Genomic DNA, 23,897 nt, shown 5'->3' with positions numbered 1-23,897 from the left:
GAAGCGTAGCTCAGCACAAAGAAATTCTTAAAAAGCCTTTGCCAACCGCAAAGCCACATTTAGAATCCGTTGCAGAAAGACCTCCCCTCTGCCTCTGAGTGGCTACTAACCCAGCTAGTGGGCAGCTAGATAGGCTGAATTCGGTAACTGAAATTACCATTGGCTGTTGGTCTTGACTTTTTAGTGCAGAGTGTTGACCTCTCTCTAGAGGCAGATCTGATTGAAGTATTTTTTCAACTGCAATGGACCCCTCAATTTCTCGATCTCGCCTCCTCTCTTCTTGTCCCGTTCGCGCCAGCGGGCCGGAGGCCTTTCCCTTGCCAGGGAGGGAGATTTCCCTGCGCATGGGGCGAGCTTTGCTGGGTCTAGCAGCGGTCACTTGGCTGTTGATGGGGCTAGGCAGTGCGACTCGAGTTATGAATGCTGGACTTGCCTGTCCAGACTGGCCTCTCTGCTATGGAGAGCTGCTGCCCACCGAGCAGATGAACCTGCAGGTGTTTCTGGAGTGGTTTCACCGCCTGGTGGCTGCCGGTGTGGGCTTGGCCACGCTGGTGCTAGTGGGGTTTGCCTGGCTGAAGCGCAAGGCCTTGCCCAATTGGCTGCCCTGGGGTCTGAGCTGGGCTTTTGTCTTGGTCGTGGCCCAAGGGATCCTGGGCGGGCTGACAGTGACGGAGCTGTTGCGTTTTGACATTGTGACAGCCCACCTGGGCACGGGCCTGCTATTTTTTGCCACGCTGCTCACCCTCGGGTTGCTTGTTTTGCCGCGCTTTGCTTCTTCCATTTGCGCTAGCGGGCCGGAGGCCTTGGAGGGGAGAGCTGCAGTTGGCTATTTGCCTTGGCTGGGTTTGGTGGCGGTGTTGCTGGTGTATGTCCAGAGTCTTTTGGGGGCCTTGGTGGCCTCGCGATGGGCTCTGCACCAGTGCTTGGCCGCGGGCGAGTTGTGTGGGGTCATGAACAGCCACTTGCTGGGAGTAGCTCCAGCCACGCTAGCGGTGGTGGGGGTGGCGGCGGCCACAAGTCGGCGGCGGGTCCCAAAGATTCTCAAGCTGCTGGGCTATGGGTCGGTGGGGCTTTTGCTCGCCCAGGTGGGGGTTGGTGTTCTCACCTATCGCTACCGGCTGCAGGTGGAGCCCTTGACGGTAGCCCACCAGATGGTTGGGGCAGCTTTGCTGGGGTGTTTGCTGGGCTTTACGGTGCTGGCCTGGCGCCTGCGCAACAGTGCCCCTAGGCAGGGAGAAGACAGGGCTGGCACTCAGCCAGGGGCCGCGGCTGTAGCAATCACTGATGAGTAGTTCCATGGCAGAGATCCTTCAAAGCTACCGCCCAGCCGCTTGCCATTCGCGCCAGCGGGCCGGAGGCCTTAACGCCACGCCAGGGGCTAGTCAGTGCCCAAGCCTAGGCCAACTTTTGCGCAGCTATAGCCAGTTGGTGAAGCCGAAGATCATCGCCTTGCTGTTGGTGACCACGGCTGGCGCCATGTGGATGGCAGGCAATACGGATCCGTTCAAGTTTGGCGTCACCCTCCTAGGGGGTGGGATGGCGGCAGCAGCAGCCAATGTCCTCAACATGGTGTACGACGCCGATATCGACCGGCTGATGGAGCGAACCTGCCACCGTCCTCTGCCTGCTGGCCGCGTTCAGGTGCGCCACGCTCTGGTGTTTGCCGGGATCCTTACCCTGGTCTCCTTCGGCTTACTGGCCTATTTCACCAACCTCCTAGCCGCTGGTCTGGCCATGGCAGGGATCCTAGTGTACGTAGGGGTCTATACCCACTGGCTGAAGCGCTCCAGCCCCCAGAACATCGTGATCGGCGGAGCTGCGGGGGCGATCCCACCTTTGGTGGGCTGGGCAGCAGCTACGGGCAAGCTGAGCTGGGCCGCCTGGGTGATGTTTGCCATCATCTTTCTGTGGACCCCGCCCCACTTCTGGGCTTTGGCGATTCTAAAGCGAGAAGACTATGCCCGCGCCGGCGTGCCCATGCTGCCGGTGGTGGCCGGAGAAGGGCCAACTGCCGCTCAAATTCTTCTCTACGCGCTGCTGGTGGTTCCGGTTAGCTTGTTGTTGGTCTACCCCTTGCACGTACTGGGATCCTTGTACCTAAGCGCGGCAGTGCTGCTGGGATCCCTTTTGGTTTGGAAAGCCATGCAGCTATTGCGGAGGCCGCAGGATCGGGAGCGGGCAGCCTCTCTCTTCACCTTTGCCAACCTCTACTTGCTGCTGTTGTGCGGCGCCATGGGCTTGGACAGGTGGTCGTTGACCCACGCCCTCTGGGAGCAAGCTCTTGCCTCTCTCCAGGGGATCTATGCCCCTCTAGTGGCGCTGGCCGGCCAGCTGGTAGAAGGGGGATCCCTGGGTTGACAACTCACCGATTACCCTAGTTGGCTCAGCCGGCAGCATTGCGGGGCTTGCGAAAAACTGTTCTATTGCCCACCCTTGTTTTGCGATACTGCTTGCTACGGGTGGGTATGTTTGAGAGCAACAGCACGATAGCGATGCAGCCTCTGGTCAAAGGGCGGCCTCAACGTCTTCGAGGCCAGCCAAGCTTAGCAGGGTTCCACCTCTCCTGGGGCCTCCTAGTCAACTTGCTCTGGGCTCTGCCTGCCCTTGCCCAAGCGGAAGTGCCTGACTCTGCCCCCTCCCTCCTCTTAGATAGCCGAGCCATCCGCACTCCCAACCTGCCTCCCACCCTCTCTGTTCCTCCCGGAGCCCGCCCTGCTACTCCCCCCCCAGTCCCGCAGGGGGCCACCAAAGCGGAAGAATTAGTGGCGCCTCAATCCCCTTTGGAGGTGCGTATTGAGCGGAGGGAGGGCCTATCTCTCCAAGAGGCGCTGGAGATTGCCGTTGCCCAAAACCCGGCAGTACAGCAAGCAAGGCTAGCCGTCAAACGGGCTGAAGCCGGCGTGGCCTTGGCGCAAGCAGCCTTTGCCCCTACCCTCTCCACGCGCGTCAACTACCAGTACAGCGAACCTCCTGCCCCCGGCAGCGGGCCCAGCCGCCCATCCCATACCCTCTCGGCCAGCGTGTTGCGGCTAGACTACACAGCCTTCGACAACGGGGCCAGGGCGCAAAACCTGAAGCTTGCTGAGGAAGCTCTGCGCGTTGCCCAACTGCAGCTCGAGCAAACCCTGCAGACAGTGAAACAAGCTGTGGCCAACGCCTACTACGACCTGCAGAGCGCTGATGCCCGCGTGGCCATTAGCCAGGCTGCGGTTGCCAGTTCTGAGGCCACCCTGCGGGATGCCCAAGCCCGCGAACGGGCCGGTGTGGGTACCCGCTTCGAGATCCTCCAGGCAGAGACTGAATTGGCCAACAACCGACAAGCCCTGCTGGCAGCCCAAAACGACCAACAACTGAGTCGTCGCCGCCTAGCCGAACTGCTGAACTTTCCCAGTCCCACCGATGTGCTGGCTGAAGAGCCTGTCGAGCCGATGGGAGAGTGGGATCTGAGCCTAGAGGAAACCATTGTTGCTGCCTTTGCCAAGCGTCAAGAGCTGGAGCGCCAGCGCCGAGAGCTGGAGCAAGCCCAAGCTCGGCTGCGCCTAGCCCAAGCTAGCAACGGTCCCCAAATTAGTTTGTTCGCCAGTCTCGACGCGGCAAACGATTTTAGGGCCGACCGCAACAGTTTCGATGTCGGCTATTCGGTTGGCGCTAACTTTAACTTGACCTGGTTTGATGGGGGAAGGGCGGAGGCCCAGGCTCGCCAAGCCGAGATCGACAGGCAGGCGGCTGTGAGCAATTTCGTTGGCACTCGGAATGAAATTCAACGCAGCGTAGAAGAGGCCTTCCTCACCCTCAGCTCTAGCCGGGAACGGATTGAGACGGCCAAAGTGGCAATCGCCTCGGCAGAAGAAAGTTTGCGGCTAGCACGGCTGCGCCTTCAGGCTGGTGTAGGCACCCAGACAGAGGTGATCAACGCCGAGGCCGCCCTCACGACTGCTCGCGGCAATCTTGCCAATGCGGTGATTGCCTACAACCGTGCTCTGACCCAGCTGCGGCGGGCCATCGGCAGCCTCTAGGGATCCCTAGAGCTTGCGGGAGTAGTACTCAACTACCAACAGCTCGTTGACGGGCGCGCAGATTTGCTCGCGCGAAGGCAGATCCTTAATGCGGCCGCGCAGCTTCTCCTTGTCAAACTCCAAGTAATCCGGCAAAAACAGCCCTGGGTACTCGGCGTAGGCAGCCACTAGCCTGCGGGAGGACTCCTTGTTCCTAACTGTAATCACATCGCCCACCTTGCACTCATAGCTGGGAATGGTTACCTTGCGGCCGTTAACTTCAATGTGGCCGTGGGTCACCAACTGCCGCGCCGCCGGAATCGTCGGGGCCATGCCAAGGCGAAACACAATGCAGTCCAGACGCATCTCTAGAAGCTGCAGCAGAGCTAGCCCCGTAGATCCCTTGGAGCGGCGTGCCTTGCGCATGTAGCGGATCATCTGCCGCTCGCTCACCCCGTAGTTAAAGCGGACTTTTTGCTTTTCTTCTAGGCGGATGGCGTATTCAGACTTTTTCTTGCGCTCCGCCCCATGCACACCTGGGGGGTTGGTGTTTTTGGGGCGCTTGCGAGTCAGGCCAGGCAGGTCAAGCCCTCCGAAGCGGCGAATGATCCTCAAGCGGGGTCCTGTGTAGCGAGACATGCAGGCTTTCTCCAAAAGCAGCAGATAAATAAGTGGGACGCCAAAAAATTGGCGATCTCCTATGTTAAGCTCTCAGCCCCTTTTTAGGGCAAGGGAGCCGCTGCCATCAGTCGCGGCGAAGCTTCAATTGGGTGCGGATGAAGGCGCGATCCTCGCTGAGCAGGCCGTTGAGGGTGCGCCGCTCCCCCAAGATGGGATCCGGATCCAAGCCAATGGCCTCTAGATCTGCCACCACCATCAGCTCCACCAGTTGGGCAAAGGTTACCTTGGGCTGCCACCCCAGCACCCGCTTGGCCTTGGAGGCGTCCCCTAAGAGCAGATCCACTTCTGTTGGGCGGTAGTAGCGGGGATCGATCTCAATGAGCACGCGATCCTTGTAGACTCCCTGTTCTTCCAGTCCGGATCCCCGCCAGGTAATGGGCATGCCCACCAAAGCAAAAGCCCGTTCTGCAAACTCCCGCACGCTGTGGGTTTCGCCAGTAGCCAGCACGTAGTCGTCTGGCTGGGGCTGCTGCAGCATCATCCACATTCCCTCGACGTAGTCTTTGGCGTAGCCCCAGTCCCGCTTGGCATCCAGGTTGCCTAGATAAAGCTTGTCCTGCTTGCCGGCCACAATACGGCTGACGGCACGAGTGATCTTGCGGGTAACAAAGGTCTCGCCTCGCCGCGGGCTTTCGTGGTTAAACAAAATGCCGTTGCAAGCGAAGAGGTTGTAGGCTTCGCGGTAGTTGACCGTCTGCCAGTAGGCGTAGACCTTAGCACAGGCGTAGGGGCTGCGGGGATAGAAGGGGGTGGTCTCTTTTTGCGGGATCTCCTGCACCAGACCAAACATCTCCGAGGAGCCGGCCTGGTAAAACTTCACCCGGATCCCAGTGCGCTGTTGGTAGTCGCGGATGGCCTCCAGGAGGCGTAGGGTGCCCATGGCTACTGAATCAACAGTATATTCCGGGGCATCGAAACTCACCCGCACGTGGGATTGGGCCCCCAGGTTGTACACCTCCGTCGGCTGCACCTGCTCCAAGATCCTGCGCAGGGTGGTGCCATCGGTGAGATCCCCGTAGTGGAGAAACAGCCTAGCCGTGGGATCGTGGGCATCCACGTAGAGGTGGTCAATACGGTCGGTATTGAAGGTGCTGGCCCGGCGGATAATGCCGTGGACTTCGTAGCCTTTTTGCAACAACAGCTCGGCCAGGTAAGAGCCATCCTGGCCAGTAATGCCAGTAATCAAGGCACGTTGGGTCATGGGGTTAGCACCCGTAGGACAGCAAATTGCCCAGCTCAAAACCTAGAGCTGCAGCTCCTAAGGCAAAAATTATAAGGCACGCCTTCTGTAGGGGAACTAACGCCTAGGAAGAGCCAAGCTGACGCTCTTTAACCTGCTGCAGGGCTGGGCTCAGGGCCACCGGCCACGGATCCGGCTGGCGCAGTTGCCGCACCCCTGGCGGTAAGCGCAGCACCGAGGCGCGGCTAGTGCGGGCGATGGCTTCTAGATCAGGCAGAGGCTCCAGCAGCACGCCCCGGCGCATGATCTGGCGCAGCAGCGGTTCGTAGCCAGGGGGTGAGGTCTCGTCAGCGTGGCCGAGCAAGTCTCCCTCTGGGCCGCGGAAGATTTGCTTACGTCCTGGCAGGGTGGCTTTGGCAAAGGAGGCCTTAGCCACGGGAATCCCGTTGATCTCCACCAATTTGTACACTCCGTTCACCCCCTCGCCGGTAACCAGGCGGGTGCCAACCCCATAGCCGCTAATCGGTGCCTGGGAGCGGTGCAACCGCTCGATCTCGTATTCATCCAGATCGCCACTGACAAACACCGGCGCCCCCTGGGGCAGGATGGCCTTGACCTGGCGGGAGAGGGCTTCCAGATCGCCAGAGTCGATACGCACGCCACCAATTTCGCCTCGGGATCCCAGTTGATCCGGCTGGGTGGCTGCAAAGAGCTGGGCGGCGGTGCGCGCCCCTTGGATGGGATCGTAGGTGTCGATCAGCAGAACCGCTTGGGGAAAGTAGCGCCGGAAAGCTTGAAAAGCACGGGTCTCATCCCCCGAGAGGGCGGCAATGGCCATCACGAGAGAATGGGCCATTGTGCCCGCTGGCTTGCGTCTCAATTTCAGGGCTGCCAAGACATTGGAGGTGGCATTGAACCCCGCCGCCAGAGCTGCCCGCGCTGCCCACAGGCCTGCTTGGGGGCTGAAGGCCCGCCGTGTGCCAAACTCCAACAAAATGGCCTCATCTCCAGCAGCATCGCGCATGCGGGCCGCCTTGGTGGCAATCAGGGTTTGGTAGTTGAAGGTCGTCAGCAGATAGGTTTCCACCAGTTGCGCTTGCCAGAGAGGAGCCTCCACCCGCAGCAGGGGCTCGTTGGCAAAGACGGCTGTTCCCTCGGGTACCGCCCACACATCCCCCTCAAAGCGGCAGCTAGCCAGCAGCTCCCAAAAGCGTTGCGGTGCCTCGGCAAAAATGCCCGTCTCCCGCAGCGCCTGCAGGGCTTCCGGCGGAAAGTGCAACTGCTGTAGGTATTCCACCGCTTGGGCTAGCCCCATGGCGATGAGGTAGCCATAGTCCGTGGGCAAGCGCCGCACAAATAGCTCAAAGGCCGCTGGCTGATTCTCCAGGCCCTCCCCCACGTAGCAGGCGGCCATGGTGAACTGGTAGAGATCTGTCAGCAGGCCATAGTCTTGAGGCTGTAGGGAGGAAAAGTCTGGGCTGACCATGGAACCCTCAAGCAAGCCAGGGAGGCAGCATGCGAAGATCGGTTGCCCAAGTTGGAGCTACCATGGTAGCAAGTTCAGCCTGCCAGGGATCCCTAGAAACGGGAAGCGCCATGGACACCTCTGCTCCGCAGTTGACAACTCCGGTGCCGCCACCTCTGCCTCTCCCCTCCCACTTTGATCCTGAGCGGGTGGGGGAAATTTGGCGGGTGTCCTACCAACAGCGGGCGCTGGAGGCGGAGCAGTGGGCCCGGGAGTACCGCATCCCACCAGCGGCAGCAGATCGAGTACGGGTGGGCCTGTTGCTGATTGATGTGCAAAACACCTTCTGCATTCCTGGCTTTGAGCTGTTTGTGGGGGGGCCCAGCGGCCTGGGGGCCGTGGAGGACAATCGCCGCCTGTGCGAGTTTATCTATCGCAACCTGGCCCACATCACTCAGATCGTGGCCACCTTGGACACCCACACCGCTATGCAGATCTTCCACCCCATCTTTTGGGTGGATGCCCAGGGATCCCACCCCGAGCCAGCTACAGCCATCTCGGCAGATGAGATCCGCTCGGGCCGCTGGCAAGTCAACCCTGCCATGGCCGCCAACCTCACCCAGGGGGATCTGAGGCGGCTGCAGGTCTACGCCCTCCACTATGCTGAGCAACTGGAGAAAGGGGGAAAATATCCCCTCATGGTCTGGCCCTACCATTCCATGCTTGGCGGGATTGGCCATGCGCTGGTGCCGGCAGTAGAAGAGGCAATCTTTTTCCACGCCATTGCCCGCTGCAGCCAGCCCCGCTTAGAGCTCAAGGGATCCAACCCTTTGACGGAAAATTACTCTGCCCTCAGCCCGGAGGTCTTGACAGGGCCGGAGGGGGATCCCATCGATGAGAAAAATGCATCCCTTATCCGCCACCTCCTGGAATTTGACGCCCTGATTGTCGCTGGCCAAGCCAAAAGCCACTGCGTCGCCTGGACGGTGAGCGACTTGCTGCAGGAGATCCAAGCTAGGGATCCCAGCCTGGCCAAGAAGGTCTACCTTCTGGAAGATTGCACCTCGCCGGTAGTGATCCCTGGCTTGGTCGATTTTAGTGAACAGGCGGAGGCAGCCTTTGCCCGCTTTGCTGCAGCGGGGATGCGGCGAGTGCGCTCTACCGAGCCCCTCTGGAGTTGGCCTGACTTTCCCCGGCCTCTTTAGGATGCGGCAGGACAGCCTGTACGATCGCGTCGGCGGTGATCCCCGCCCCGAAGCTAGTTCCCTGCGCCCCCCCACTGGCGCTCGCGACTTCCTACCGCGGGAGGTCCAGCGGCGGGAAAGGCTGGAGGCGCAGCTAACTCAGGTTTTTCGCCGCTACGGCTATCAACGCATCATCACGCCCACCCTGGAGCGGCTGGAGACGCTACTGGCTGGAGGATCCATCCGCGGCGAGGCCGTGCTGCAACTGCGGGATGGGGAAGGAACGATGCTGGGGCTGCGCCCTGAGTTTACCGCTTCCATTGTGCGGGCGGCGGCTACTCGGCTGGCGGGCGGGCCCCTGCCCCTGCGGCTTTACTATCACGGCAACGTCTTCCGCAATAGCCGGCGGGAGGAGGGATCCTACACTAGCCAAGAGTTTTTCCAGTCTGGAGTGGAGCTCATCGGTGCAGGCGGGTGGCTAGCAGATGCCGAGATCTTGCTGCTTTTGGCCGATTGCGTGCGCGCTGTCGGCCTCAGCAACTGGACGTTACTTTTGGGAGATGTGGGCTTGACCGAGAGCCTGCTCAACCCTGTTGCTCCCAAGGCCCAGGCGGCAGTGCGCCGCGCCATAGCCCAGCTTGACTACGTCTACCTGGAGTCCGCCCCTTTGCCAGAAGCAGCCCGCCAAATTGGCTTGCAGATTCTGGGGCTGCGCGGCCAGCCTGACCAGGTTCTACCTCAGCTTGCCCAGCTTCCGGTGCCGTCGGAGCGGCTGCGGGATCTGCGGCAGTTGTGCCAGATCCTAGAAGCCCATCAGGTGCGGGTGGTGCTGGATCTTAGCTTGCTGCAGACTCTAGCCTACTACACCGGCATTGTCTTCCAGGCAGTGGTGGGGGGAGAGGTCATCGCCCTGGGCGGGCGCTACGACCGGCTCTATGCCCTCTATAGCCCGCAGCAACTCGAGCAGCCAGGGATTGGTTTTACCCTCCTGCCGGATACCCTGCTGCGGCTTTTGCCCCCCGATGCTCAGGCCGAGGCCGCGACCTGCAAGCGGTTGGTGGTGCCGCTGGTGCCGGCAGGGATCCCGGCAGCCCTAGCCTTGGCTGCCCGCTGGCGGGAGTCAGAGGCGGTGGAGCTGGAGTTGCTGGATCGGACGCCCGAAGAGATCGAGGCCTACGCCCGCCAGTGCCGGATCCCCGAGATTGCCTGGGTGCAGGCTGATGGCAGCTACCACATCTCCCACGTGGACTAAATATCCAGAGCCGCCAGATCCAACTGGCCGCTGTGGGCTTCAATAAATTCCCGCCTGGGGCCGACGGCATCGCCCATCAAGATGGTGAAGATGCGATCCGCCTCGGCGGCATCCTCGATGGTGATTTGCTTGAGGACGCGCGTTGCCGGGTTCATGGTGGTTTCCCAGAGCTGCTCCGGCATCATTTCCCCCAAGCCCTTGAAGCGCTGGATGGTGTACTTGGCGTTGGCCGGCAGGCTGCGCAGAACTTGCTCCTTTTCCGCCTCGTTGTAGCAGTAGCGCACATTGTTGCGGCCCCACTCAATCTTGTAGAGGGGCGGACAGGCAATGTAGACGTAGCCCTGCTCCAAGAGCGCCTTCTGATAGCGGTAAAAGAAGGTAAGCAGCAGGGTGCGAATGTGGCTGCCGTCCACGTCGGCGTCGGTCATGAGGATGATGCGGTGGTAGCGCAGCTGGCTGGGATCAAACTCTTCCCCCTTGACCCCCAAGCCCAGCGCCGTGATCATGGCCTGAATCTCAGCGTTTTTGTAGATCTTGGCGGGATCGGCCTTCTCGATGTTGAGGATCTTGCCGCGCAAGGGCAGCACTGCCTGGAACTGGCGATCCCGGCCCTGCTTGGCGCTGCCTCCTGCCGAGTCGCCCTCGACCAAATACACCTCCGACTCTGCGGGGTCGCGGCAACTGCAGTCGGCCAGTTTCCCCGGCAGCGTGGAGGACTCCAAAGCCGACTTGCGGCGCACCAATTCCCGGGCCCGGCGGGCCGCCTCGGCGGCGTTGAAGGACTGGATGGCCTTGTCGACAATCCCCCTAGCCACGTTGGGGTTGAACTCGAGGTACTCCGTGAGGGCCTCCGAGACAATGGTCTGGACAATGCCCCGCACCTCGGTGTTGCCCAACTTGGTTTTGGTCTGCCCCTCAAACTCGGGGTTGGGCACCTTGACCGAGACAATGGCCGTCAACCCCTCCCGCACGTTTTCGCCCGCCAGGTTGGGATCAGAATCTTTGAGTTTGTTGAGCTTGCGGGCTTGGCTGTTGATGGTGAGGGTGAGGGCAGTCTTCAATCCCTCCAGGTGGGTGCCCCCTTCGGTGGTGCGGATGTTGTTGGCAAAGCCAATGACCGTATCGGTGTAGACATCTCCACACCACTGCAGGGCGGCTTCTACCTCAACCCCATCCCGCTCCCCGTGGATGTAGATAACGTCGGCGTGGAGGGGGGTTTTCTCGTGGTTAATAAAAGCCACGTATTCCTTAATGCCACCCGTAAATTGATAAACTTCGCAGCGGACGGGATCCCGCCGCAGATCGCTGAAGGTAATCTTCAAGCCGGCGTTGAGATAGGCCAGCTCCCGAAAACGGCTGGCTAGCAGATCGTAGTCAAACTCCCGCTCGGGGAAAATCAGGGCATCTGGCTTAAAGCGTACCTCTGTGCCTCGCTGGTGAGATCCCGGAGGCTGCGGCTCAGCCTTTAGGGATCCCACGACTGCCCCCCGCTCAAAGCGCTGAAAGTAAACCTTGCCATCTCTCCAGACTCTGGCCTCTAGCCACTCCGAGAGGGCATTTACTACTGAGACGCCAACGCCGTGCAGCCCCCCGGAGACTTTGTAGCCGCCTCCCCCAAACTTGCCGCCGGCATGCAACACGGTCATGACCGTCACTAGCGCCGGCTGCCCTGTTTTTGGGTGGATGTCTACCGGGATGCCGCGGCCATTGTCCAGCACCGCCACTGAACCGTCGGGGTAGAGGGTAACCTGGATCTCGTTGCAGTAGCCGGCCAGGGCCTCGTCGACCGAGTTGTCCACCACCTCATGCACCAAGTGGTGCAATCCCTTTGGCCCCGTGGAGCCAATGTACATACCAGGCCGCCTGCGCACAGCCTCCAAGCCCTCTAGAACTTGGATCTGCTCCGCACCGTAGTTTTCTGTCATTGCAATCGCAGCCTCGCTAGCACAAGCCCGGAAAAATTGACTCTTGAGGCCAGAGAAGAGGCCATTACCCAAAACACTGCCGCCATGATAGCACAAAAGCCTAGAAGGGCAAAACAGCGGCCTTCGAGGGCCGACTTAGCCAGGGGGTGCAGGAGGGCTAGCTTCTTGGCCGAGAAAGCTCTCCACCAGGCCCGGTGGCGGCTGCACCTGCAGTTGGCCTTTTTCCAGATCCACCACTGGCACCAGAGCTTTCACGAAGGGGATCAACACCTGCCGCTTGTCGGGAGTAGAGACCTCCAAGACATCTTGGCCACCAGCCCAGATGGCCGAAACATGCCCCAGCAGCCGCCCTTGATGGTAGACGGCTAGACCAATGAGATCGCGGTAGTGGTACTCCTCCGGCCCCAGGGAGGGGCGCTGGGAAGCAGGCACCAGCACCTTAGCGCCCACCCAAGCCTCTGCCGCTGTGCGATCCGGGATCCCTTCTAGCCGCACCAAGTACAGGCCCTTGTTCGGAAAAAACCGCCCCTCAACTAGAGAATGCAGGAGGGGCTCGGGGTCGCTATCCCGCTGCAGCCAGCGGGGCCCTGGCTGGGTGAAGCGCTCCGGAAAATCCGACCAACACTTAACTCGCAGCCAGCCCCGTAGACCGTGGGCCGCCACCACCTGTCCCACCAGCAGCCAAGCGCGATCCCTAGACATGGCGCTAACCCAAGCCAGGTCGCCACAAGAATACTAATCCTGGACGCAGACGACCTGCTGCGTCTGGGCAGATTGCTCAGCAGCTTCGGCCACAGCAAGGGCGTGGAGCATTTTCTCCGTATCCACGTAAAGAGGGCTGCCCTGCCGTAGGTGATCCAACACCAGGCGGGTATCTTGCTCAAACAGGCCGCGGCGGGAGCCGGTCTCCAGGGGGTGGGCGCTGCCGGGACGCAACAGCGTCGCCTCTTCGCCGTTGATTAACAGGCCCCCGCGCTGGCCATGGAACTCCAGTAGGCGCTGGGAACACCACAGCGAATCCCCTTTGCCGTAGGTCAACACCGCCAGCAGCCCGTTGGCAAAACTCAGTTGGGCCGTGCAGTAGCAACTGCTGTAGCGGTGGGGCAGGTCTGGACCGTCGTAGCGCAGTTGACAGCTCACCCGCTCTACTTTCCCCAACAGGTCCACCAGGCGGTGGATGCGGGAGACAGCCCCCGTGAGAGGAAAGCCGAAGAGGTCGGGCCGATAAGTCCAGCGGTCAGGGGCAGGGTGGGTGGCAGTGAGGGTAATGTAGCGAACGGCAAACAACTTGCCCAGCCCTGCCAGCTCCCGTCTCAGCAACTGGTGAACGCCGCTGAGGAGCTCGATGTGCTCCACATGCAACAGCAACCGCCGTTCCGCGGCCAATTGCACCAGCGAACGAGCTTCGGCAGCGCTGAAGGCCAGGGGATATTCCACAACGGTGTGGATCCCGGCTTCCAGGGCGGCACGGGCGATGGCCGCATGATCCCGATTGATGGTGCTGACAAACACCAAATCCAGCCGCTGCTCGCAAAACAGGGAAGACCAGTCGGAATAGGCAAGAGCCCCAAACTCAGCAGCAAAGGCGGCACTTCGCTGGGGCGTTCGGCCAGCAACAGCCACAATTTGCACCTGCTCATCTTTGCGCAAGGCCTCTGCCCGTGAGCGAGCTGCGTAGCCAGTGCCGATGATCCCCACCCGCAAGGTCTGTCTCCTCTCGTAGCCTGTTGCTGTCTGTAGCATCCCATGGAGCCCCACACCAGGGATCTTGCCCTCTCCAGCTTGTCCGGGAAGATCCCTGCTCCCCCGCCAAAGCTCTAGCCCCTTAGCTTCCAAACACGCTGACAATGCGGCGCATCGCCTCCTCCACGTTGGCGCGGCTGTTAAAAGCCGACAGGCGCAGATAGCCCTCGCCAGCGCTGCCAAAGCCAGATCCGGGGGTGCCCACCACATGGCAGGTGTGCAGCAGCTTGTCGAAAAACTCCCAGCTACTTAGCCCGTCGGGGGCTTTTACCCAAACGTAGGGAGCGTTGACGCCGCCGTAGGCCTGGAGGCCGGCTTTGGCCAACTGCTCACGAATGATGCGGGCATTCTCCAGGTAAAACTGCACCAGAGCCCGCACCTGCGCCTGCCCCTCCTCAGAGTAGACAGCCTCGGCCCCTCGCTGCACAATGTAGGCCACACCGTTGAACTTGGTGGACTGGCGGCGATACCACAGGCTCCACAGATCCACCCAGGAGCCGTCGGCAGCTTGGCCTCGCAGCGACTTGGGCACCACCGTAAAGGCGCAGCGGGTGCCGGTAAAGCCAGCCGTTTTGGAGAAGGAGCGGAACTCGATGGCACATTCCCTGGCCCCTGGGATCTCGTAGATGGAGTGCGGGATCCCGGGCTCGGTAATGTAGGCCTCGTAGGCGGCATCAAAGAGGATGAGCGAGTTGTGGGCGCGGGCATAGTCCACCCAGGCCTGCAGATGCTCCCGCGTGGCCACGGCGCCGGTGGGGTTGTTGGGAAAGCAGAGGTAGATGACGTCCACCTTTTGCTCGGGCAGGCTGGCGGTGAAGTGGTTTTCCGCCGTCAGCGGCAGATAGACCAGGCCCTCGTATTCGCCCCGCTCGTTGGCTGGCCCCGTATGGCCCGCCATCACATTGGTGTCCACGTAAACCGGATAGACAGGATCCGTGATGGCAATGGTGTTGTCGTGGCCGAGAATGTCCAGAATGTTGCCGCAGTCGCACTTGGAGCCATCGGAGATGAAGATCTCGGAAGCGTCGATGTCGCAGCCGCGGGCCTGAAAGTCGTGCTGGGCAATGGCCTGGCGCAGCCACTCGTAGCCCTGTTCCGGTCCATAGCCGCGGAAGGTAGCCCGATCCCCCATCTCCTCCACGGCCCGGATCATGGCGGCTCGACAGGCTGCCGGCAGCGGCTCGGTGACATCGCCAATGCCCATCTTGATGATCTGAGCTTCGGGATGGGCGGCGGCGAAGGCCTGCACGCGCCGGGCAATCTCGGGAAAGAGATAGCCAGCCTTGAGCTTGAGGAAATGGTCGTTGATCCTGGCCATAGGAGTTGAGCGCTGCAAAGAACCGTCGGCCCTCCAGTGTAGCCGAAGCCAATTCCCCGCTGCTTCACCGGCTCACAGCCCCAGCCTCTCCAGGCTGAAGGCGCCCACTGGTGAAGTCAGTTGAAACTCTCCCCGCTCCTGCGTCAGGCCCACCGGGCGACTGGGGAAGGCCACCAGGATCCCTTCCAGGCGCAGTGACCCCGCCAGGGGATCGTAGGCCAAGCGCAGCTCTAAATCCCGCAGGTCGCGGCGTACCTCAAGGCGGCGGATCCCTGCCTCCGTCAGGCCCAGGCGGAGCCGCCAGTGGTTTTGCCACTGCGTGCCGAGGGTGGCATCCAGGTCAAGGCCGTAGGTGGAAATTCCTCCCGACCGGGGATCGTAAACTGCCTGCAGCGCGTAGCTAATCCCCGGCTCATAGCTGTCTAGACCCGAGCGTTGATCCCGGTTGAAGGTGGTGCTGCTGCGCCCCCGGTACTCCAGCCGAATGGGTTGCCATTGCCCCTTGTTGAGGTCGTAGGAAGTTTGCACCTGGACGTTGAACAGCTCGGGCACGGTGTTCCAGGTAAAGTTGGCGTTGAGGGTATCCCACCTTTGGGCGACGAAGTCATAGCCAAGGGTGGTGTCAAAGCGCAGCAGGTTCCTCACTTGCGCCTGCAGCTCCTGCAGGTTACGGGAGGCAATTGCTTCCAAGTCCTCCGGCGTGTCGTCGGGAAAAGTCAGGGCTATGGGCAGCTCGCCGGGCAGGTCATCTTCAAAGGCAAGGTAGCCGGGAGGCACGTTGGGCAGGAAATTGCGTGGGGTGAAGAAGCTAATGCTGGCGTTGAGGCGATCTACATCTTGGGGGCTGGCGGAAAGGGTTTGAAAAGGAGCGGAGTTGTTGCCGTAGAAGGTGCGGCTGTAGCGCAGGTCGATGGTGTTCCATTCAGCAGGCTTGAAGCTAAGGCGGGGGTTGAGGCTGACGGTGGACTCCTGGTTGGGAGTGGAGTATAGGACTTGAGTGTAATCGATGGAACCCGGTATGAAGGTGATCCAAGGAGCCGGTTGAATGTCGTTGAACTGAAGGCTGGAGCGCAGCTCGTAGCGATTGAAAAAGTTGAGGCCAGATCCCCCTTCTCGATTCGGCTGTTGCTCTTGGGTCAGGGTAAGGGCGCTGCTGAGGAAGATATCGGGACTGAGGCGGAGGAGATCGGGGTTGAAGGCCAGCTCGAAATTGCGGCGCGGCTCGGTGTCGCCATTGGAGCTGCTGTAGGCGCGGTAGGCCAGGCGGTAGGTGCCACCCCAGCCAGGGGGGGTGAGCTGGGTGCCCAGCGTCAGCCGTGCGTCGGCAAAATCTGGCCCGTCTTTGACGCTTACCCGCTGGTTGTAGTCCAAGCGCAGATCCGACTGCAGCCAAGGCACGCCCCCATAGCGCTGCAGGTGACTGAGGGTGAGGGGAAAGGTGTAGGTGCCGTTCTCCTGGGATCCGCTGCGGTTGATGTTGAGGGTGGTGGTCGAGAGATCCCCCTGGAAGGTGGCATTGAGGCGGAGATCGGCATTGTCGTTGCGCCCGCCGGCAGGGCGGTAGGTGTTGTCCAGGTTGAGGTTAAGCTGTCCCCGCAGTTGGCCTTCTTGGCCGAAGAGGTTGGCGGCGTAGAAGTCGAAATTGTGGTCAAGGCGGAGGCGGCCGGAAAAGCGCTGCTCGTCGGCCTCGGTTACCAGGTAAAACTGGGCCCGCCCATAGTTGACGCTGTCGGGGATGGGGAGGATGTAGTCGTGGACAAAGCCAAGGCCCAGGCCTTTCTTCTGCAAGACATCCAGCCGCAGGCCGCCAAAGTTGTACTCGTTGAAGCGGTAGGCCCAACTGGACTTGACAAACACTCCTTCCGCCTTGCTCCGCCCTGGCAGCACCCACTGGTGATCTCGCAGGCTGTAAATGAAAAGGGGCAGGTAGGCAATCTGCAGCCCCGCCCGCAGTTCGCCCTCCTTGCTCAGCTCGCCGCCAGCAAAGACGCGGGCATTGTAAACGATAACCTGGTTGTCGGGAAACACCTCCACCCGATCCCCTTGCACGTAGTGGGTGATGGGCGGCTCTGGTGAGGTGGTGAGGGTTGCCTTCTCAAGGAAGATCTGATCCCCCAACAGGGCGGTGGTCTTTTGGCTGCGCACAAAGATCTTGGTGCCCGGCTCCTCCCCAGGCAGGATCACCAGCGAGTTTTCAAATTGAGCCCTGCGACCGGGAATATCCAAGTCCAGGTTTTGCCCTTCAATTTGCCGGATCCCGCGCCCCTGCGGCCCAGGAGGCCACTCCATGCGAAAAGGGCCCTCGCTGCGCAGGCGCCGTTCCCGCCGGTAAAACACCAGCCGCTCGCCGCTGATGCGGGTGCCGTCAGCCAGCTGGATCTGGGCGTTCCCCTCGGCAATACCCACATCTTGTTCAGCAAGGTAGCTGAGCACATCCCCGCTGACATTGACTTGATCCGGGTCAAGAGGGATCTGCCGTTGGACAGTGGTGGCCAGTTGCTGGCGAATTTGGGATCCCTGGCCGGCAGGCGGAGCAGCTTCTGGGCTTAGGTCCCGCAGCAGGGGGAACCGCTCCAACAACTGGGGAGCTAGGAGGGATCCGGCAGTGGGGGTGAATACCTCCGTCCCGCTTTGAGCTGTTCTCTGAGGGCTAGTATTCAAGTTCCCACCGGCTGGCGAGGTCAATGCCGTCTTTTGCCCTTGAGCAGTGGCCAGGCCCTCGACAGGGGAGAAGCCCCTTGCTTCGTTGGGCTGCTCTTCTACCTGCAAGTCAGCAGCTCGGGAAGTTATAGGCCAAAAGGAGCGAAGGGAGTCCAGAGTAGGAATAGCTGTAGTAGGCCGGGAAGACGGTGTTGCCTGGGCCTGTTGCGCCTGCTGCCGTGCATGGGCTGCTGCCCCCTCGGCCAAGAGCCGCTGCAGCCGCTGCCGGCTGAGCTCTTCTGGCGTGAGGGCCTTTTCAGGAGGGGTGCTAGACGGCGGGGAGGATGGAGCGATGGGATCCCCCAACAGGCTGGCGCCGGTGGGAGCAACCGGTTCTGGGCTGGCAGCTCGGTGAGCCAGTTGTAGCTGCTGGGCCGAGGTTTGCGCTGCCCAAAAGCGCTGATAGCCCTCTAGGTTGGTAGGCAGGGGATCCGGCTGGGCAAAGACCGCCCTCCCCGTTCCCACCCACAGGGAGCTGCCCCAGCAAAGGGCTAGCCACCTTGCCCATGGGCTGAAGCCCTGCGAGAAGCTACCAGATCTCACCGCAAAAACCGCCACAGCAGACCGAGGCCCACCCCACCGAAAATCATGTTCGGCAGCCAGGCAGCTAGCCAGGGATCGACGTACCCAACTCGACCCATCGCACGTCCCAGGCTCATCAGTACATAGTAAACAAACACCAGAACAATCGCTAGCGCCACACTGCCGTAGCGGCCAGTCTGCCGCACCGTCTGCAAGCCCAGGGGCGCCGCTACCAAGATGGCAAAAAAGCTGGCCAGAGGAATGGCGAACTTGAGGTGGTATTCCGTCAGGCAGCGGGCCACATCGGCAGCAGGACGTTGCTCCTTCCGGTATCGCTGACATTGCTCCCACAGCTCTGCTGCCCGTTGCTCCTGGGGCACTCTTTCGGCATACACCAGGCCCACCAACTGGTTGACAATGTTGAGCTCCATCTCTGCCACGTGGCCTTCGTAGTAGGTGCGCCCCTGCTCGTCATAGCGACGGATCACCACCCCTTGCAAATGCCACACCTGGCCCACCCGTTGGGCCCTTTGGGCTGAGATCACTTGCGGGTAGCGCAGATGGCCCGTCTCAGCCTTGCGATCCAAAATCAACAAGTCCTGCATCAAGCCTGTCTTTGGGTCCATCGAGCCAACGTGAAACCAGAGGTCGCTGTCCACCCGGACCACCTCTCCGGGGTTGAAGGGAAGAGCATCCTGGGCCAGGATGAGGTTGGTGTTGAGGGTCTTCACCTTTTGGTTGGTCTGGGGCACAATCACCTCATGGGTAAAGAGCGCTAGGCCGCTAATCAGCAGGCCAATGCCGAGCAGGGGAATTAACACTTTGCGGTAGGGGATCCCAGCCGCCCGCAGCGCCGTCATCTCGCTATCAGCTCCCATCCTGCCCAGGGTAAGCAGGGTGGCAAAGAGGGCAGCAATGGGAAAGGTAACCACCAAAATAGCGGGCAAGTTGAGGAGGAGAATGTGCAAAATTGTTAGAGGAGGAGCTCCTTTTTTCACCAGCAAATCGGCATAGATAAAAAGCTGGTTGCCCAGCATCATCACTGCGCCCCCCGCCACTCCCAGGAAGAAGGGGCGGATCATCTCCTTAAAAAGATAAAACTCCAAAAAAAAGCCTCCAAGCCTCAGGGATCCCCAAAAGCTCCCCTCCCCCGCAGTAGCTTTGCGCCGTTTACCCTTGGTCAATTGGGTGGACATTTGCCTTGACCACCTCAGACTGGAGTGCAACTTTGGCCGCCCCAGCCGGCATAGACGACGGAAGGCAAGAGCTGGATCCCTTCAGAGGGCATCGGTGAGGCGAAATTGAACCATCCCCTGCCGCTCTCCGTCCCCTTCGACGGTGTACTCATCCTGCTTTATATTCAGGGTGACCAGCTTGCCGCTGAGGCGGTTGGCGCCTCGGCACAGGTGATCCAGAGCATCGCGGCCGGGCAGCCCCTCGGTCGTTTTGCGGGGAATTGGATTGAGCTCGCCGCGATCGCAAAGCAGAACAGGAGCCCGCTCAGCGGTAATTCTGAAAATCTGCTCTTGGTCGGAGTACTCCGCCCGATCCCCTTCGACAGCGCGGTTGGCTTGCACAATGACCACCTGACCAAAGAAACGGGCGTTGCCGCTGGCTTGCTCAATTTCCACGTGGTTGGCGTAGATCACCGTCGGTTGATCCACATCCGCTTGAGTCTGGGGGTTTTGGAGGCGCCGCGCCAGCCAGTCTCCCTCGATCTGCTCGATCACCACCTCTCCCCGCAGCTCCACCTTCTCAGGGGTGATGATGGCCTGGTTGGCCTTGGCTTTCCGCCCCCGCTGGATAAACTCGACGGCCCCACTGAACTCCGAGGTGCCGGTGCGGGAGTTGTAAACCAGGCGGGCAGCCCGCACCTCCGTTTCAGCCTGGCGCAGCTCCTCCGTCAGGGATCCGCTGCCGCCAGCCGGCGTGGAGGTGGCCATCTGCCGGTAGAGCACATTCTCTTCAAAGACGAAGATCTTGTCGCGGTGGTTGCCCTCCAAACGAGCAGCCGTGAGCACCCGCCCAGGCTCGCGCAGGGTAACTCCCCCTGTCAACAGGCTTTGGGACTCGCGACGGCGGTAGATGCCCTGAGCTGCCTGGATGGTGGTTTCCCCCTGTTGAACTTCCAGGTTGCCTTCCCCGCGGGCAACTTGCGTGTTGCGGTCGTAGGTGAGGCGGTCGGCAATGATGGTAACTTCCTGGTTCTGGGGGTTTGGAGTTGCCGCGGAAGCGGGAGCAGCCTGGGCCAAGCGCAGGTCGGCTAGGAGGGGATCCCGGCTGCTTTTAGCAGCCACCTCCTGCAACACCACGCCACCCGAGAGAATGCTTTGCGCCTGTTGGCGTAGGTAAGTGCCTTGGGGGGCGCGAATCTCAAGACCCCCTTCGCGGATGCGCAGGTTGCCCTTCCCCTCGGCCACCTGCTGGGTGCGGTCGTAGGTGAGCTGGTCAGCGGTAATGGTGGTGGAGGTGGCGCCGTCCAGGCCATCCCTCGGCAGGACAACGAGCTTGCCCTGCTCGGCCCTGAGGAGGGCAAAGGGAAAGTTAAACGAGCCGGAGCGGCCTTGCAGCACCATTTCTTGCCCTTTGACGGTAAACGCTGCTGGCACTTCTATGCGCTCTGCAGGGGTAATCCTCAAGGCGCTAGTCAGGAGCAAGCTGCCGTCGTCACTTCTAACCTCCACTTCTTCCTCCAGGTACAGCTCGTCGGCAGTGGCATCGTAGCGGGCTCGCTTGGCCCGCCAAGTCACCTGCTTGCTGCTGGCAAAAAACGGACTCGGCGCGCCTTCCCCGGCATCGACACCGTCTCCATAGAAGTAGCCCCGCGCTCCCTGCTCGAACACCTGTTGCCCGGCAGCCAGCTTTACCTGTTCGGCGATGAGTCGCCAACGACGGCGTCCCCCCTGCTGTCCGACAATGTCCACCTTGCGGCTGACCGAAAGGGGCTGATCTGGGGGAGAAGGCTCCACTTTCACTTCTTCAATTTCAAGAGCCAAGGCCCAGGCAACCAAAGCCGCCAAGAGCCCGCTCCCCAAGAGCGCTACCCCTAGATTGGAATGGAAAAATTGCCGCATCCTTACGACTTCTCCGCTTTGATCCCCAGCTCCTCAACCCGGCAGTTAGGCTGTAGCTTAGCGCAGTTTGCCAGCAGCAGGAGGATCTAGATCACAACCCCCGTCTTCCCCTTAACTAACCCAAGCGGCTGAGGATAAAGCCCAGCCCCAGAAACAGCCCCAGCCAAAAGTGGAGGCCAACAGCAATGAACTTGGAATGACTAATCCGCTGCGGCTGATTGTGATAGGTGCCCAGCAGCCGGGAAAGCCGCACGGCAGACGGGATCCCGGCACAACCCAGAAGCGTCCAGGCTGGGAAAATCCCCAGCCCCACAAACAGCAGCAGCAGGCCAAAAACACTGCCGCAGATCCAGGGGACGAGGCGGGCGGAGCGGCGGGTGCCCAGGCGAACCACTGGCGAGCGCTTGCCGGCAGCGCGATCATCTTCCACTTGATGGAAATGGGAGCAAAACAAGATCAAGCTGGTTGCCATTCCCACCACCAGCGAGGCTGCCAAGGCCGGCAACGACCAAGTCCGACTTTGGCTGTAGTGGGCAGCCAAAACCGCCAGTGGACCAAAGCTCAAAAAGCAGAGGATCTCCCCAAGACCTTGGTAGCCCAGCCGCAGCGGCGGCCCCTGGTAGGCATAGCCTAGCCCGCAGGCTAGCAGTACCAACAGCAACACCGTGGGATCCCCCTGCCGCCAGCTCAGCCAGAGGATCCCGGCTAGCCCCAGGGCCAGAAAGGCGTTGCCGACCCAGAACACCTGCGCCGGCTTGCCCGTCAGGTTGACTAGCGAGTGGAGCTTGTTTTTGTCCACTCCTGTCTGGGCATCGAACACGTCATTGCTGAGGTTGACCCAAGCCAGGAGGCAAACGGCCGCCCCCAGAAATACCAGCAAAATCTCCACGTCCATTTCCCCCACCTGGGTGTAGGCGATGGCGGATCCCACCCAAATGGGCATGATGGCCACGCTGTAGATGGGGGGCTTGAGGGCAGCCATCCACAGCTGTCGCCGCAAGGAAGCATCTCGGCTGCTCTCTTCCCCAAGCTGGCCTTGGCTAGCCTTTGGATTTGTCTTAGGCGGCTGCGGCTGGGCAGGCATGGTGGTATTGGCTTGGTCCCGTACTTGTTAGGTTAGGGGGCTCCTGTTCCCATCTCCAAGGATGCTAAGGAACTTTGCAATCTGTGAAGAAGCTCCTCAAGTTTCGCCCCTGGCTCCTCTCCTTGTCTTGTTCGCGGAAGCGAACCGTAGGTTCAAGCGCCCTGCCAAGTCTCTATCGACGCTTGTCTTGTTTTCGGCCAAGGTGAGATTATCTCCCTCTTTTTTGCGCATGACTTCCTCTCTTTTCCCCTGGAATGTCCACGGCGCGGCAAGAGCCGGGCGGCCGCCGCTAAGCCCTGCTGATTGGCCAGAGAAGGAAAAGCCCCTCCTAGAAGCCTGCCAACAGCTAGCGCGGGCAAAGGGGGTTCCTCAGATTCTCAGCTTGGCCTGGCCCTTCCCCGGGCTCAATCCCCTGGCGGCCCTGGCCCAAGAGTTGAGCTTGCTTCCTCTCCAGCACCTTCCTAGCTATTGCTACTTTGCCCACACGGTGCAGGGGGAACGGGTGCAAGTGCTGGGGTGGGGATCCCTGCGGCGGGCTGATCTTGCCGGAGAGAAGCGATTCCAGGTGGCGCGAGACTTTGTGCAAGCCCTGCAGCCTCATGTTCACACCGCTCCGGCTCCAAGTAGCCCCCAGGAGCGCCTATTGTGCTTCTGCCGTTTTGGCTTTGCCCCCCACAGTGGCGGCGGAGCAGCGCTGGTTCTGCCGCGCTGGCAGCTACTGCAGGTGCAGGGGAAGTTGACGGTGGCGCGGCTCAACCTAGAAATTGGCCCCGACAGCGACTTGGCAGCCTTAGCTGGCCAGATCGCCGCCTTTTTTGCCCACATGCAGCGCCTTGCCCAGGCCCCCTTGCCCGCCTGGAGGCCCCAGCCCCCTCTGGAGGTGGCCCTGGCAGAAGAGGCCCTCTTGGCGCGAATTGAAAAGGCCCTGCAAGTCATTCGGGCGGGATCCCTTGAGAAAGTGGTGCTGGCGGAAGCGGTAGACCTGGCGTTGCCCTCTCCCCCCGCCATCCCTTCGCTGCTGGCCTACCTGGAGGCCTATCATCCCGACTGCAGCGTCTTTGCCTTTGCCTCAGAAAGCAAGGGGGATTTGCCTCCCCAAGTCTTTTTGGGAGCCAGCCCAGAGCGGCTGCTTTCGGTGTGGCAAGGCCGGGTGCAGATCGATGCCTTGGCAGGCTCGGTTGCCCGCGGCTCTACCGGGCCCCAGGATTGCCGCTTGGCCGAGGAGCTGCTCCGCAGCCCCAAAAACCGCCGCGAACACCAGTGGGTGGTGCGCTCAATTCAGGAGGCTCTGGGCTGGCTGGGGATGGATCCCTGGATCTCCCCTCAGCCACGGCTGCGCCGTTTGGCCCACATCCAGCACCTACAAACTGTTATCGAAGCGGAACTTCCCGACCACGTCCACCTGTTTGACCTGTTGGCCCAACTCCACCCCACTGCCGCTGTAGGAGGCTATCCCCAGCAGGCAGCACTGCAGTGGCTAGCGCAGCTAGAGCCCTTTGATCGGGCAAGCTATGCCGCCCCCTTGGGCTGGGTGGACTTACAGGGCAATGGCGAGTTGGTGGTCGGGATCCGCTCAGCCCTGATTGAGGGAAAGCGGGCCCGCCTGTATGCTGGCGCTGGCATCGTAGCCGACTCCAAGCCCGAGCAGGAGGTGGCTGAGATCCGCCTCAAGCTGCACGCGCTGGTCCAGGCCCTGGCCCTCCGGCCGCCAGATCCCCTGGGCCCTTAGCCGAGAGCTGGCCAAGCCGCTACAACGGTCTTCCGAACAGTTAAA

17 protein-coding genes are annotated in these 23,897 nt (G+C 61.2%); 6 read left to right on the top strand and 11 right to left on the bottom strand.

Features of this window, described 5'->3' with window-relative positions; all coding sequences use genetic code 11:
- The first annotated feature begins 242 nt into the window (after positions 1 to 242).
- The 3 genes from NW807_RS05225 (at position 243) to NW807_RS05215 (ending at position 4,016) form a co-directional block, all read left to right on the top strand.
- The gene (locus NW807_RS05225; RefSeq protein ID WP_414425462.1) at positions 243 to 1,292 is read left to right on the top strand and encodes a COX15/CtaA family protein; all 1,050 of its coding nucleotides are present in this window, start codon (positions 243 to 245) and stop codon (positions 1,290 to 1,292) included.
- Positions 1,285 to 2,358 (top strand): heme o synthase, encoded by a 1,074-nt coding sequence (locus NW807_RS05220; protein WP_414425461.1) that lies wholly within the window; start codon positions 1,285 to 1,287, stop codon positions 2,356 to 2,358. Before NW807_RS05225 ends, NW807_RS05220 begins: the two co-directional genes overlap by 8 nt.
- 134 nt (positions 2,359 to 2,492) lie before the next feature.
- Positions 2,493 to 4,016, top strand: a complete 1,524-nt coding sequence (locus tag NW807_RS05215; RefSeq protein ID WP_414425460.1) for a TolC family protein — start codon at positions 2,493 to 2,495, stop codon at positions 4,014 to 4,016.
- A 6-nt stretch (positions 4,017 to 4,022) separates the two neighbouring features.
- On the opposite strand, the gene rpsD is transcribed toward NW807_RS05215, so the two are convergent.
- The 3 genes from rpsD to NW807_RS05200 form a co-directional block, all read right to left on the bottom strand.
- Positions 4,023 to 4,634, bottom strand: a complete 612-nt coding sequence (gene rpsD / locus NW807_RS05210; RefSeq protein ID WP_414395495.1) for a 30S ribosomal protein S4 — start codon at positions 4,632 to 4,634, stop codon at positions 4,023 to 4,025.
- Positions 4,635 to 4,740: 106 nt separating this feature from the next.
- A complete protein-coding gene (gene gmd, locus NW807_RS05205) occupies positions 4,741 to 5,877 on the bottom strand; it encodes a GDP-mannose 4,6-dehydratase (RefSeq protein ID WP_414425459.1) in 1,137 nt (378 codons plus the stop codon).
- Positions 5,878 to 5,980: 103 nt separating this feature from the next.
- Positions 5,981 to 7,342, bottom strand: a complete 1,362-nt coding sequence (locus tag NW807_RS05200; RefSeq protein WP_414395491.1) for a nicotinate phosphoribosyltransferase — start codon at positions 7,340 to 7,342, stop codon at positions 5,981 to 5,983.
- 110 nt (positions 7,343 to 7,452) lie between these two features.
- On the opposite strand from NW807_RS05200, the gene NW807_RS05195 reads away from it, so the two are divergent.
- Complete coding sequence (locus NW807_RS05195) at positions 7,453 to 8,526, top strand: isochorismatase (RefSeq protein ID WP_414405152.1); 1,074 nt, start codon at positions 7,453 to 7,455, stop codon at positions 8,524 to 8,526.
- A gap of 1 nt (position 8,527) precedes the next feature.
- The gene (locus tag NW807_RS05190; RefSeq protein WP_414395489.1) at positions 8,528 to 9,757 is read left to right on the top strand and encodes an ATP phosphoribosyltransferase regulatory subunit; all 1,230 of its coding nucleotides are present in this window, start codon (positions 8,528 to 8,530) and stop codon (positions 9,755 to 9,757) included.
- Here NW807_RS05190 and gyrB read toward each other — a convergent pair.
- The 8 genes from gyrB to menA form a co-directional block, all read right to left on the bottom strand.
- Complete coding sequence (gene gyrB / locus NW807_RS05185; RefSeq protein ID WP_414395487.1) at positions 9,754 to 11,682, bottom strand: DNA topoisomerase (ATP-hydrolyzing) subunit B; 1,929 nt, start codon at positions 11,680 to 11,682, stop codon at positions 9,754 to 9,756. The genes NW807_RS05190 and gyrB overlap by 4 nt on opposite strands.
- 135 nt (positions 11,683 to 11,817) lie before the next feature.
- Positions 11,818 to 12,384, bottom strand: a complete 567-nt coding sequence (gene rimM, locus NW807_RS05180) for a ribosome maturation factor RimM (protein ID WP_414425458.1) — start codon at positions 12,382 to 12,384, stop codon at positions 11,818 to 11,820.
- A gap of 33 nt (positions 12,385 to 12,417) precedes the next feature.
- A complete protein-coding gene (locus NW807_RS05175; RefSeq protein WP_414425457.1) occupies positions 12,418 to 13,425 on the bottom strand; it encodes a Gfo/Idh/MocA family protein in 1,008 nt (335 codons plus the stop codon).
- Positions 13,426 to 13,507: 82 nt separating this feature from the next.
- Complete coding sequence (locus NW807_RS05170) at positions 13,508 to 14,743, bottom strand: LL-diaminopimelate aminotransferase (protein WP_414410803.1); 1,236 nt, start codon at positions 14,741 to 14,743, stop codon at positions 13,508 to 13,510.
- A 72-nt stretch (positions 14,744 to 14,815) separates the two neighbouring features.
- Positions 14,816 to 17,908: a hypothetical protein gene (locus NW807_RS05165; RefSeq protein ID WP_414425456.1), complete on the bottom strand. Its 3,093-nt coding sequence runs from the start codon at positions 17,906 to 17,908 to the stop codon at positions 14,816 to 14,818.
- Between the two features lie 74 nt (positions 17,909 to 17,982).
- Entirely contained in the window at positions 17,983 to 19,161 is a 1,179-nt protein-coding gene (locus NW807_RS05160; RefSeq protein WP_414425455.1) for an LptF/LptG family permease, read from the bottom strand.
- Positions 19,162 to 19,242: 81 nt separating this feature from the next.
- Entirely contained in the window at positions 19,243 to 20,985 is a 1,743-nt protein-coding gene (locus tag NW807_RS05155; protein WP_414425454.1) for a hypothetical protein, read from the bottom strand.
- A 169-nt stretch (positions 20,986 to 21,154) separates the two neighbouring features.
- Positions 21,155 to 22,021, bottom strand: a complete 867-nt coding sequence (menA, locus tag NW807_RS05150; protein ID WP_414405151.1) for a 2-carboxy-1,4-naphthoquinone phytyltransferase — start codon at positions 22,019 to 22,021, stop codon at positions 21,155 to 21,157.
- A gap of 331 nt (positions 22,022 to 22,352) precedes the next feature.
- Between menA and NW807_RS05145 the strand changes: the two genes are divergently transcribed.
- Positions 22,353 to 23,852 (top strand): isochorismate synthase, encoded by a 1,500-nt coding sequence (locus NW807_RS05145; RefSeq protein WP_414425453.1) that lies wholly within the window; start codon positions 22,353 to 22,355, stop codon positions 23,850 to 23,852.
- The last annotated feature ends 45 nt before the right edge of the window (positions 23,853 to 23,897 follow it).

The organism is Synechococcus sp. R70.1, assembly GCF_047461675.1.
Taxonomy (GTDB): domain Bacteria; phylum Cyanobacteriota; class Cyanobacteriia; order Thermostichales; family Thermostichaceae; genus Thermostichus.
Note: the sequence above shows the minus strand (reverse complement) of the source record. Positions and strands in the feature narration are given on the sequence as shown.